This window comes from Streptacidiphilus anmyonensis (assembly GCF_000787855.1).
Lineage (GTDB): Bacteria > Actinomycetota > Actinomycetes > Streptomycetales > Streptomycetaceae > Streptacidiphilus > Streptacidiphilus anmyonensis.
The window spans coordinates 15,344-27,685 of record NZ_BBPQ01000070.1 but is presented as its reverse complement, the minus strand read 5'-3'; the positions used below and the strand labels follow the sequence as shown (position 1 = coordinate 27,685).

Genomic DNA, 12,342 nt, shown 5'->3' with positions numbered 1-12,342 from the left:
CGACGGTGAACGAAGTCGCCGCCGTAGCACCGAACTTCACCGACGTGGCACCGGTGAAGTGGCTGCCGGTCAAGGTGACCGACGTGCCACCGGTGGTCGCGCCCTGGGTGGGGCTGACAGTACTGAGGGTCGGAATGGCCGGGGTGGTGTAGGTGTAGGCCGCGCTGTTGCTGGTGCCGCTGGGGGTGGTGACGGTGACTTGGACGGTGCCGCTTCCCGCGGGGGCTACGGCAGTCATCACGCTGTCGGAGACGACGGTGAACGAAGTCGCGGCGGTGGCACCGAACTTCACCGACGTGGCACCGGTGAAGTGGCTGCCGGTCAAGGTGACCGACGTGCCGCCGGTGCTCGGGCCCTGGGTGGGGCTGATACCGCTGAGGGTCGGGACGACCAAGGGGGCCAGATTGTGTGGTGCCTGGGGGCTGTTCAAGAATCTATCTCCTTGCACGTGGGGCCCGGCCGACGGGGCGGCCGGGGCCCAGTGTGAGTGGGTGCGGATGTGCCCGCCGGGGCAGATCGTGGAGGGGTTGTCACTGCCCCGGCGGGGTCTGGCCTGAACCCGGTGGCCTGGCGGGTTCAGGCGCGTCGATCAGATGCCGGGGCCGGCGACGTAGGTGAAGCCGCCCGTGGCGGTGGCGGAGCCGCCGGTGGTGGTGACCACGACGTCGGCCGCACCGGCGGTCCCGGGCGGGGTGACGACGGACAGCGAGGTGTCGTCGATGACCGAGAACGGCGCCAGGGTGCCGCCCACGGTGACCGACTGGGTGGTGGTGAGGCTGGTGCCGGTGACGGTCACCGCCGTACCTCCGGAGGTCGGGCCCTCGTCGGGGACGACGGTGGCGACCGTGGGGACGTCCACGTAGGTGTAGGACAGGCCGTTGTTCGTGCCGCCGGCGGTGGTGACGCTCACGCCGACCGAGCCGGCAGCGGTGCCTGCGGGAACGATGACGCTGATCAGGCTGTCGGACGTCACGGTCGGGGTCGCGGTGTTGGCGCCGAAGGCCACGCTGGTGGCGGTGGACAGGCCGGTTCCAGTGATGGTGACCGTGTTGCCGCCCGCGAGCGTGCCGGAGCTGTCGCTGAGGGCGGACTTGAACGGCGCGCCGACGTAGAAGAACGACAGCGGGTTGCTGGTCCCGCCCGGGGTGGTCACGGTCACGCCGACGGTCCCGCTGCCCGAGGGGGACGTGACGGTGACGGAGGTGGGGGTGTTGGCGGTGATGGTGGCCGACTTGGTGCCGAACTTCACGGCGGTGGCGCCGCCGAGGTTGACGCCGGTGATGGTCACGACGGTTCCGCCGCCGGTGGATCCCTGGTTCGGAGAGATGGGCATGAGATGTGCTCCCTTTCCGTATTTCGGACGTGCAACTGGGGTGGGATGGTGTGCTGCTTGGCGACCCTGGCTGCGTTCGCTGGAAGTCGTCGTGGCCACGACGACTTCCAGGTGCCGGAAGGTGCGTTCGGTCGAGTGCCGGGGGACTGCGGTGACCGGGCTCGTTCAGGTGAGCGCAACAGTTCACGGGGACGGGCCCATCCGACTCGCCCGCCGCTGCTCCGCGGGCAGGGGCGCGTTGGTCGGGGGCAGCCGAACCTGGTCCAGGATGGTGACCCGCAGACGGGTCGGGCGCAGGGCGCCCCCATGGACACGGGGTGGGTCCGCCGCACCGTCCGGTGTCGAGGCGCGGCACCGGATGGTGGTTCCTCTTCCGAAGGTGCCCATTGCGGCACGGGGCTTGATCGCTGACATGATGCCAGCGGCCAGGCCTCCGCCGCTCCCCCGAGGGATGGGTGCCGGCCCACCAGTTCGGATGCAAACATTAACCCGTTCGGGTCGCCTCTTTCACAAGGGCGTTGACGCTGAGTCACTCTTTTGGCGCAGCGCGAGGAAATCGCGCGGGGAGAATCGTGCGCCGTGCGGTGGCGATCCCGCGATCCTTCGTCAACCGATCTGCCCTGGCCACGGACCTGTCGGGCGCTGGAGCCTTCATGCGCGGGCCGGGGGGCATCATTTAAAGCGGCGCGACATGAGTGACAGTGTGTCAATTCTCTTCGGGTGGGGAAATTGCGCGAGCAGGCCGTCGTTCCTGTGCGAATCAGGCTGGGGCTGGGGCTGGGGCTGGGCCACGGGGCATGAGGACGGGCGCGCCGTTCGCGCCGCCGTCCCCCTGTGGGCAGGTCGTGCGCCAACGGCCGTGACAGCGCGGTGGCCAGGCGCGGATCGTCGGCACGAACGGCGCGGCCGTGTGCCTGTCGACGCGCGAGCCGTTTCGGCTGAGGCGGATCACCGTGCCCGTCGGTGACGGCTCTTGGCGTAGCCGGCGTCGATCAGCGAAGCCCGATGACCGACTGCACAGGTCTGCGTGCGCAGCGACCCGAGCCGGCGCGAAGAGCCGCTTCCTCCAAGGTACTTCGATGAGCCCCTCGCAGCCCGGCCCGATTTCACGGCACCTCGTGGCGCGCCACGGGGCATCGCGCGGTCCTGGGCCAGGGCGGCCGCGGGTCAACGCCGCGAGGGCGCCCGTCCGGAGGAACCTCGGCGGCCAAATAGATCTACTTGCGCCGGTACGTCAAGTAATACCTCGATTTAGCGCGTTACTGTGCTGATCGTTCGTACATCTCTCATCCGCGCAGCGGACGATCAAGGAGACGAAAAAGTGGCACGTTGGAAAGAGCGGGCGGCCTGGAATCTGGTCCCGTACGCCGCCTTGAGCGCCGTCGTGGCGTTTGCCTCGCCGGCGGCAGCGGCAGCGCAGTCGACGACCGCGGTCCAGGCGTCGCCTTCGACAGCGTCTATCGGGCAACCGGTGGATCTGGCCGCGACGGTGACCTGCTCAGGCGATCCCAGCGGGGGCCTTGGCGTGACGTTCTTCGACGGCGGAGACATTCTGGCCACCGTGCCCGTCACCGCTGCCGGGGCTGCGGTGTACACGGCCAACCTGTCCACCGTCGGTACCCACACGATCACGGCCGCCTACAACGGCAACGACAACTGCAGCGCGTCAAACGCCGAAACGACGGTCGTGATCTCGGCGGCACCGGTACCTCCAGCGCCGCCGAACGGGCTCTGCCTGATCGCTTGCGGCGGCGGCCTGATCAACTTCAACGTCGGCGATGTCCACAACGAGGTCAATATCTACAACGGGGGTCGATGGGCGTCGGAGCACCACTCCTGACGGTGGTTTGACAGACCCGGAAGCGGAGAGTAGGGGGAACCGTCGCCTCGCCCGTGCCCCGCTGCCGCGACCCACGATCACTCACCGGAGGTCCGACCACATGAGATCGGCGGGTGATTCCCGTGGCGGGCGGGAATGACCTCGGCGCCGCGTGGCGTCTGTCAGGAAGTCTCAACGCGGATCATCCAGAGGCCGGACGAGGACAGGACGGCTGATCTCACCCGATGGTCCTGCGCGAAGCATCCGTACGGTCGCCCCGCTGCACGTGGCCGGCCCTCCGCTGGGCGGCGGGTCCCGCAGCTGCTGTGTCCGGCACCGGCAGTGCGGCGGCACCGACCCGCACTGCCCTGTTCGCCCAGCGCAGGGCGCCGTGCGGCGGTGCAGAGGATTCGCGTCAGGCGGGAGGGAGTCCCCCTGTCCACATCCGGCGCCGGCCCCACGTCATCACCCTGGCCGGCCCGGCAGCACGTGGGTGCGGTCCTCAGTGAAATGCCTGGCGAGCGGCTCGGTGGGATCCTGACAATTTCTCGTTGCGGCTGCTGGCGAGCTGGCGCACGACTTGGTGCAGAGACACCACACTGCTGAGCGCGGGCAGCCCGACGACCAGCATGTCGGGCACGGTCCGGGGCACGGCCGCGATGCTCAGCGCCATGGAGAAGCAGGAGAAAAGGATCACGGTGACCCAGGAGTGCGTGACCCGCTGTCCGTGCGCGGCGGCGCGCAGGACCGAGAGGCAGCCCGCCAACCAGGGTCCGTAGACGATGGCGGGCCACAGTTCCGACATCCCCTGGGAGAACGGGTACGACGCCGCGTATCTGAGAGCACCGTAGGAGAGCATCCAGCCCAGCAGGCACACGGTGGTGAACGTCGCGACAGTCAGGGCCCCGAACAGCGGGCCCAGGGCTTGGAGCCACGTCCGTGAGGGCGAGCTCGCCCGGCGCCGCGCACGGGAGGGTGGGTTACTTGTGCCGGTGCCCACGCGGTCGGCTGCAGGCTTGCCCTGGGGACTGGCGGGCGGCGGCATGAAGCCGGCGTCCCATGTCATGGGGATTTCGAAGCTCGGCGCGGATGCTGCCCCACCATAGGCGGCTCTGGCGTCGTACCAGTCGAAGTCGCACGGCTCGTGCGGCGCGACCGTCAAATCGTCCTCCACAGCGCTGCACGTGGTGGTCGTGCGCAAGGGAAAGTCTCCCCTTGGGTCATACATGGCCTGCTCCGTACCCTCATCTGCTAGTGGTGTGTTCGCTGGTTGGCGTTCTGGCGCGAAGGCGCTGGGCGCCGTCGCTCTAGGCGCTGGACCGGTGGCACCGGACATCGATCCACAGGTGTGGCGACGAGTGATCGACTGATCGTCGCCGATGCGACCGTGCCGGTCTTTCACCGCGGCCGGGTACGCCATGGCATCGGTTTGACGGCATATCAGCAGCGGGGATCTGTGCTGCTGCGGACAGCCGCAACAATGGTCCCCGGGCCGCTGGTGGGGGTGCCTGCAGGCCCGGGGTGGGCGGCTGCGCTGCGCCGGGCCCCGGGTGACAGGTCATGCGACCTCGCCGAGGTCCGAGTCCGAGCCTGGCCCGGGGACGCCGCAGCGCAAGGAGGATCACCTTGTGACGCCCTTGGCGCTCGCGGCCGTCGCGGTCTGCCGCGGGAGAGGCGCCGGCCTCTGCGCGTGCGGCGCCTTGGCGTCAGCGCCGACCTGTACCTCGACCGGCGAGCCGATGTCGCCCGCGGAGGGTTCGCCGGGGTGGCGTCTGGTGAAGTCGTGCTCAAGCTGACGGATCGTCCGCACGAGGTCGGCCAGGATGTCCGAGCTGTGCCGCAGCACGACCTGCTTGCCGTTGCAGGACAGGTAGCCGACCCGCACGTCTCCCACCGCATTCATCCGATCAGGAACGAAGAGCCACCTTCCAAGGGGGCAGATCGGGTCGCGAACGGTCCTGCGCAGCCGCTCCATCGAGAGTTGCATTGGATTCATGCCCGTTTAACGCGGCGTACCCGCACTCGGTGATGTACCGCAAACGAGTGCCATTCCATATTCACGCAGATTCTGCCCTGCGAAATTCCCCAGTGCGGGCACCCTGCGCCACCCCCCAGGATGGCGCGCCACCCTGGGGAATTATGCAGAGCGACACGCCATAATCAGGGATCAGTCGGGAGGAGAATCGTTTCGCTCCACAGCCCGCCAGATGCCCGTGCTACGCTTTCCGCTCATCTGCCATAAACGCAGCATTCGCCGTTTGCTCGAGAGGACTGAATACGAGGGGGACAGGGTGCTCACCAGGGACGAGTACTTCGATGCGTGCGCCCTGCAAAGCCAGGGATGGTCAATTTCGGCGATCGCCTCACATCTGGGGCGTGACCGCAAGACTGTGCGGTCGTATCTCAGCGGAGAACGGCTAGTCGGGGTACGGAATGCTCCTCGTGATGACTTTTCGATGTTCTCGCAGTATTGTCGGCTGCGACTTTTCGATGATCCACACATAAAGGCGGCAGCATTGTTCAACGAGGTTGTCGAACTGGGTTACCCAGGTGGCTACTCGACCTTCACTCGTGCGCTGCGCAAACATCGCATCCGGCCAGTCTGCAAACACTGCCGCCGAATCCCCCACGAGGACGGAAAACCCGCTTCGCAGTCGGCAGGAGAGGGGATTCGGTTCAACGTGATGATGTTTCCGGACCCGCCCGCACAATGGGACTACGGGAGCCGCGTGTACGTGCTGACTGCCTCGCTCCCCGACTCTTCACGATGGCGGGCAGCGGTCACTGAGAACCAGGAGTTCCCAGAACTCGTGGAAGCCGTCGACAAAACGCTGAGGAGGCTGGGCGGTACCAGTCAGTGCTGGCGGTTCGACCAGGTGCCATCCGTGTGCTGCCCCACTACCGGGAGGGCAGCACCAGAGTTCTCCCGGGTCGCCGACTACTACGGTGCCACCCTCGACTGCCGTCCCCGCCAGGAGGGCCGGGAAGGAGTGGTGCGCCAGGATCTGCAGTCGGTCCTGCGCTTTTGGTGGCGCTCGGTGCGCGACGACGTCTGCGTCCGTGCGGCGCAGCGCGGCTTGGACCATCTCGCGGAGCGGATGGACGGCCCCGACCCGAGAAGACCGGACGCGCACAGAGCGGACCCGCCCCCGGGGGCTGGGCTGCGTGAGCTGCCGGCTCTCCCCTTCCCCGCCCGGATCTGCACCGTCCGCAGCGTGACGAGCCAGAACGTGGTCATCTTCCGCGGCAACTCCTACGAGCTGCCGGTCGATCTCCGCGGCGCGCTCGTGGAAGTGTGCTGGCGCCTGGACGAGCCGTACCTGTCGATCGCCACGGCGGGTGGTGCGGGCATTGCCCGCTACACCCTGGCACCACCGGAAGCCGGACTCGTCGTGGCGCCCAAGGGCACGGACATGGCCCTGGAGCGGCCCCGCCCCGCGGTCCCCCAGGATTCCACGCTCTGCCGGACAGGCTCCGCGCCGCGTCCGCTGTCCCCGGCGGCTCAGGCCGAGGCCGACGACCTGCGCGGGCGCAACCTCCGGGCCGCGACCAGTCCCCAGGACTGAGGTCCGGCTGCAGCGCCGCGGGCCGGTCGACGGATATCCGCGCTGGGCACGACCTGTGGCTCGGGTGACGGTTTTCGCCGCCCGAGCCACAGGTCGTGTTCGGCTCCGGTCAGCTCGCCGGGCCGGCGGAGCCGAACACGACCTTGTCCCGCGTGACCCTGGCCCGGCCAGGCCGGGGGCTCACGCCCAGGCCCCCGGGGCACCTCGGTGACCGTCCGCAGGAAGCCGGGCCGGAGTTACGACGACCCCTCGGAGATCTTCCAAGGACCGGGCCGCGCCGACCGGCCCCCCTGAACAGAGGGCGTCCTGGGCGCCGCCGACGCAATGGATAGCCGACATGAGACAGTCTTCGTTCCGTCGGAGTGCGACTCGCACAGCCAGGAGTCGGCGAAGTGCTCGACGAGCAGCAGGCCGCGCCCGTTCTCGTGGCCGGGAAGCGCCTGTGCGGTTCTGGGCAGGTCCGTGGAACGGTCCTTGACCGCGATGGACAGCCACTGTTCGTCCCGTTCGACAGTGACAGTGATCAGATGCTGGTCGCGGGCGTGCAGGATCGCGTTGGTCACCAGTTCACTGGCCACGAGTTCGGCGGTGTCCCGCAGATGCTCAAGCCGCCAGTGCCTGAGCATCGTCGTGACCACACGCCGCGTATAGCGCACTCGTTCGGGCTCGGGGGCGAATGCCACCATGCATCCGCGCGCTCCCTCGAACGTCTCTGCGACAGGGGTCTGATCGGTGTTCAAGGTTCCTGTCCAGGGCTGTCGTGGCCGGTGCGTCGAGCGCGGTTCGGCGAAATGCGGGCTGCGGCAGGTCGCGAAGTGCGGGCCGGGCCCATTGGATTGTCGGATCCGCTGGAGTTCGCGGCTGCTGACAGTGGGTGCTTGCGCAACGGCCCTTTGTCCCGCCGGCGCAGTGCCGTTCCCCGGCGATGTGCGTGCGGTAGGCCCAGCCGTGGACGGGTCTCGGATCGCCCTTGAAGTCGACATATTCTGCGCGGACGCAAGGGCTCGAGACCGTTTTCTGGAGATATCTTCACCGGCTCTTCGGTTCCGCCGGACCGCACCTCCAAGATCTTCAGGAAATCTTCGTGACCCGCCCGGCAAAGGATGATCAGCAAGCGACACATAATCCTCACACCTGCCTCGTACCAAGAAGCTGGAAAGCCAACTCGGCTGGCCCGTGCAAATAGCGTAGTCGAGGGCGGGTCGGAGCCATAAGTAACCCCGCAGGGGAGCGCGAGGCACCTGTGGGGGCGCACGAACAAAGAAATCAGTCCGGGTTTGACAGTAAACGTAGGAATGGACGCACGAGCTCGCATCACGATCTCGGCTGTCTGGATCTGAGGTGAGTTCCTTCCGTCGGCTTGGGCCCCAGCGGCATGCGGCCCGTTGCTCTGTCGCTATCGGCCACGCGACGTTGGCCGCTGCAGCGTGCCTGCCCCGACCAGGGCCGGTCGGACACTTGCCTGGGGCCGAGGGGAGCGCTCGGGTTGCGGTGGCGGGATCGGCCGGAGCGTTGTCGGCAACTCATCGTCCACGGCTCGTGGCTTGACGCTTGCGCTCTCGCAAACGGTTCAATCGTCGTCACCGGCGACGGTCGGCCTGCGCTGGCTCGCAAGATTGCGTCACGGGCCCCAGGGGCCACGTGGGAAATCCCCACCGGAGCGGCTGTGGTCGAGAATATGGTACGACATGGATCCGGCGCTCGGCTGATTGCCCACCATGGATGTGCGCACTGACGTGACCTGAGCGCATTCCACGACGCAGCCCCATATGGGGGCCATGATGGGGCTCTGCAAACCAGAGGATGCGGCCAATATCAGCGAGCGCCGGGCGCTGACTTGCGGCTTTGTTTTGCGCCATCCTGACGGAATCCAGCCCGTTTCGCCTCGGATCGACGGCCGGATGATTGCACGGCACGGCGCGTGCACAAATCTACGCGCCCGGTGAAAGCGGCTCTCACGGCGCACGCAGCCGCTCGCACATCCGCTGATGGTCCGTCAGATCGTGTTCGTACCATTGCGATCCACCGTGAGCAAAACCTAGCGTGAAATTAGATGCCAGTTCAGCAGCGACGCGCGAGCCGGCCCGCATTCGCTGCGCAATCAGGAAGAGGACAGGAAATGACTTCTCCGATTCTGCTCGCGATCGTTCCCCAGCAGGGACCGACGACCGGTGGGAACACCGTCCTGCTCGCCGGCACCGGCCTCACCGGTGCCACGCAGGTCATGTTCGGCACCACGGCCGCAACCGCCTTCACGGTCCTGTTCGACGGCGCCATCTCGGCAACCGTCCCCGCCGGCACCGGAGCAGTGCTGGTCACCGTGATCACCGGCGGTGGCACCAGCAACCCGGCCACCTACACCTACCAGGAGGCCCTCCCGCCGACGATCCTCGCACTGGTGCCGCCGATCGGCCTCGCCGTGGGCGGCATCCCGGTGCTCATCGCCGGCAGCCACCTGTCCGGTGCCATCGCAGTGAATTTCGGCACGGCGCCGGCCACCAACTTCACCGTCCTCGGCGACGGCGCCATCACGGCCGTCTCACCGCCCGGATCCGGAACGGTGCAGGTCACGGTCGTCACCGGGGCCGGCACCAGCAACGGCGCCGCCTACACCTACCTCTAGGCCGACCGCGGGCGGTCCCGCACCGGTACGGGGCCAGGCGTCCCGCGGAGGGCAATCGCGAAACGATCCACGGACGCCCCGCGAACAGCAGCACAGGGCTCCGGTGGTGCCGGGGCACCACCGGAGCCCTGCGCGTCCGGAGCCAATGGCGGGCCGCCCGAGTCCCTGAGCGTCACGCGACCGTCGAAGTCTCAGGTCCGCGCCACGGCCCGACACCTGAACGCGCAGGTCACCGCCTTCCGCAACCGGACCCGGACGAGTGGGCACCACTGCTCTACGGGGAACGACAGCCGCTTCTTCCCGCCCACCCGGTCCTGTCACGGCGGCCGGGTTCCCCGGGGCCGCCCTGTCCCCGCTTGAAACCCGACAACGACACACCCCCTCCGCGCAACACCAAGTGTCCGAGATCACGGGAAGCTTCGGTAAGCACGATGGAGAAGCAGCAGCGTCACCGAGAACCAGCGCTGTTCCGAGTGCACCGCTGCACTGCCCGAAGCAGGTTCCGTGAATCGCATGCGTATCGCCGCCATCCTCATGGCTGCCCTGGTGCCCACATTCATGACGTCACTGGACAGCACTGTCGTCACCATGGCCCTACCCCAGATCCGCGCCGAACTGGCCCTGGGCGGAGCTGATTTGAAGTGGGTGGCGGCCGTTTACCCGCTCACGCTCGCCAGCGCTCTGCTGCTGGGCGGACACCTGGCTGACTCCGTCGGGCGACGCGCGACGCTGCTGCTCGGCGTCGCCCTGTTCACCACGGCGTCGGCGGGCTGCAGCACCGCAACCCAGGCGGGAACGCTCATCGCCTTCCGAGGGGTGCAGGGAGCAGGCGCGGCACTGGTCCTTCCCGCTTCCCTGGCGGTCCTGGCACACGATCTGCCGCCTCGCGCACGAAATGCGGGTTTCAGCGCCGCGACCGCGACCATGGCCACAGCGCTGGCTTGCGGGCCGGTGCTCTCCGGTGTCGTGACCCAGCACCTGGGCTGGGCGTGGCTCTTCGCCATGAACACACCTTTGGGCCTCACGAGTCTGCTCGTCATTGCGCTTGCGGTTCCCCGCTGCGCCCGTGGGTCCCGCACTCCCCAGAGCTTGTTGTCCACGGTGTCGATCCGCGCCGTCGTGCTGGCAAGCCTGTGTCTGGCGTCTGTCACCTACGGCCTGATCGAGGGGCCCGAGAGCGGGTTCACCGGCTTTTCTTTCGTGATCTGCGGGGTGGCTGCTGTGGTCTCAGCCGCGGGCTTGGGGTGTGAACTGAAGCTGCATCGCAGTATCGCGCTGGGGGTGCTGTTGCGTCAGCGATGCTTCGCCGGCGGGATCATCACTCAGCTTCTGTGGGGCCTGGGCGTGACTGGTGTCTACTTCTTCACCTCCCAGTTCCTGCAGAACAACCTCGGTCTGCGTCCGACGTCGGCTGGCCTGGCCTTCACGCCGGTGGCCTTGTCCGTTCTGGCCGTCGCGCCGTTCACCGCCCGCGTGGTGCGACGCTTCGGGGGCGGGCGGGTCTGCTGCACGGGGCTGCTCCTGGTCGCCCTGGGGCTGCTCCTGGTGGCCCTGGGGAGCACCAGCGGAAGCTTCGTCCGTATCCTGCCGGGCCTGTCGGCCGTCGGTTTCGGCTCTGCCCTGGCCGTCCCGCTCACCGCTCGGGCGCTGGAATCGCCTCCCCGTCATCTGTCCGGTATCGCCGCCGGGTTGTTCAGCGCCGCGCGTGAGGCGTCGGGAGTGTTCGGCATCGCCTTCGTCGGCGCGATCGTGACGTTCGTTCAGCATGCCGCGGCGACGGCGGGATCCGCGCCCGCGGGTGCCTTCCTGTGCGGCTACCGCGCCGGTCTTTGTGTCGCGTCCGCCCTCGTTGCTGCCGGGGCGCCCGTTGCGGTGTGGGCCCTGCGCCCTCCCACGGACCCCCGGGGCAGCGACGCTCCATCCCTGGCCCGGGGCGGGGAGGACGCGCGGTGAGCATCCAAGCCCCGTCGTTCTGACATGCCGTCAGCTCTGTTGCCCTCCGACTGGTCTGGGCCGAAGCAGGGGCACCGGGGGCCCGAGGCGGCACCCGACGTGGATGGACTGAGGGGCCGACGGAGGGACGGGCGCCGTTCAGGAAGGCCGTCGGCTGGGGTCGCACGTCTGCAGGAGTTGGGCGAGGGCGTGGTGAAGTGCACGCTCGAGGTGGCCCGGGTCCGTGGGGCCGGTGGTGCGGATGCCCAGGTGGACGGAGCGGCGGTAGGTGCTCATGGCGATGGCCAGGGTGTGGCCGGGGGCCAGCGGCGCGAGGGGGTGCAGGGCGGTGAGCCGGGCGCCGCCCAGGCTGAGCGGGAGGTCCGGGACCGGCACGTTGGTCACCAGGGCGTCGAAGAGCAGAGGGGCGCTGTGGCGCAGGAGGGGGGCGGACAGGCGTGTGGCCAGCGGGGGCATGAGGTCGGCCAGCAGGGCGACGGCACCGGGGCCCTGCCTGGCCCCGCGGGCCTTGCGTGTGCGCATGGTGTCCTGGACGGTGCGAAGTCGGGTGAGGGGGTCGTGCTGGTGCACAGGCAGGTCAAGGAGGTAGCCGGAGAGCTGGTTGCCGCTGGGGCCGCCTGGGGTGCGGTGGCGGGTGCTGACGGGGACAAGGATCCGGGTGGTGCCGGGGTCGAGGTGGTGGCCGTGGTCGGTGAGCCAGGTCCGCAGGGCCGCAGTGATCAAGGTGAGCAGGATGTCGTTGACGGTGCCACCGTGCTCCTTGCGGATGCGGTCGACGTCGTCCAAGGCGAGGACGGGCAGGGCCAGGCGGCAGCGGCTGGTGGGCGGTGTGTGCAGGGGGCGGGGGCCGGGGTGCAGGGCGGCTGCCAGGGCGGTGGCGGTGACGTCGGCGGCGATCAAAGCCTGTTGGAGCAGTCGGTGGGCGTGGCCGGTGAGCGTGTCCAGGAGCGGTCGTGCGGTGGGCGGGCGCGCTGAGCTGCCGGGAGCGGGCGGACGTGGGCGAGCGCTGGGAGGTGCGGCGTCGGCGGGGTCCGCGTGCCGGGGTTGG

The 12,342-nt window shown here is 68.6% G+C and carries 10 protein-coding genes; 4 read left to right on the top strand and 6 right to left on the bottom strand.

Going from position 1 to position 12,342, the window contains the following annotated elements; genetic code table 11:
• Nucleotides 1-430: IPT/TIG domain-containing protein (locus TR50_RS35220; RefSeq protein WP_042431841.1), on the bottom strand; the 430-nt coding region annotated here is incomplete at its 3' end.
• 159 nt (nt 431-589) lie between these two features.
• Nucleotides 590-1,333 (bottom strand): IPT/TIG domain-containing protein, encoded by a 744-nt coding sequence (locus tag TR50_RS35215; RefSeq protein WP_042431839.1) that lies wholly within the window; start codon nt 1,331-1,333, stop codon nt 590-592.
• Between the two features lie 1,321 nt (nt 1,334-2,654).
• Between TR50_RS35215 and TR50_RS44910 the strand changes: the two genes are divergently transcribed.
• Nucleotides 2,655-3,173, top strand: coding sequence for an Ig-like domain-containing protein (locus tag TR50_RS44910; protein WP_084701519.1), 519 nt, complete (start codon nt 2,655-2,657; stop codon nt 3,171-3,173).
• Nucleotides 3,174-3,654: 481 nt separating this feature from the next.
• Here TR50_RS44910 and TR50_RS43255 read toward each other — a convergent pair whose 3' ends face one another.
• Entirely contained in the window at nt 3,655-4,353 is a 699-nt protein-coding gene (locus tag TR50_RS43255) for a DUF2637 domain-containing protein (protein WP_160311240.1), read from the bottom strand.
• A gap of 420 nt (nt 4,354-4,773) precedes the next feature.
• Entirely contained in the window at nt 4,774-5,055 is a 282-nt protein-coding gene (locus tag TR50_RS35200) for a hypothetical protein (RefSeq protein WP_152648810.1), read from the bottom strand.
• 1,090 nt (nt 5,056-6,145) lie between these two features.
• On the opposite strand from TR50_RS35200, the gene TR50_RS46135 reads away from it, so the two are divergent.
• Nucleotides 6,146-6,718 carry a hypothetical protein gene (locus TR50_RS46135; protein ID WP_152648809.1) on the top strand — a complete coding sequence of 191 codons (573 nt, stop codon included), beginning with the start codon at nt 6,146-6,148 and terminating at the stop codon, nt 6,716-6,718.
• 236 nt (nt 6,719-6,954) lie between these two features.
• Here the strand turns inward: TR50_RS46135 and TR50_RS47265 are convergent, their stop codons facing one another.
• Entirely contained in the window at nt 6,955-7,404 is a 450-nt protein-coding gene (locus TR50_RS47265; protein WP_160311239.1) for an ATP-binding protein, read from the bottom strand.
• A 1,433-nt stretch (nt 7,405-8,837) separates the two neighbouring features.
• Here TR50_RS47265 and TR50_RS35185 point away from each other — a divergent pair.
• Both TR50_RS35185 and TR50_RS35180 read left to right on the top strand, forming a co-directional pair.
• Complete coding sequence (locus TR50_RS35185; RefSeq protein WP_052441702.1) at nt 8,838-9,341, top strand: IPT/TIG domain-containing protein; 504 nt, start codon at nt 8,838-8,840, stop codon at nt 9,339-9,341.
• A 513-nt stretch (nt 9,342-9,854) separates the two neighbouring features.
• On the top strand, nt 9,855-11,294 hold the full coding sequence (locus TR50_RS35180; protein ID WP_052441701.1) for an MFS transporter: 1,440 nt from the start codon (nt 9,855-9,857) through the stop codon (nt 11,292-11,294).
• A 138-nt stretch (nt 11,295-11,432) separates the two neighbouring features.
• Here TR50_RS35180 and TR50_RS35175 read toward each other — a convergent pair.
• On the bottom strand, nt 11,433-12,342 hold a 910-nt coding region (locus TR50_RS35175; protein ID WP_084701513.1), incomplete at its 5' end, for a WS/DGAT domain-containing protein.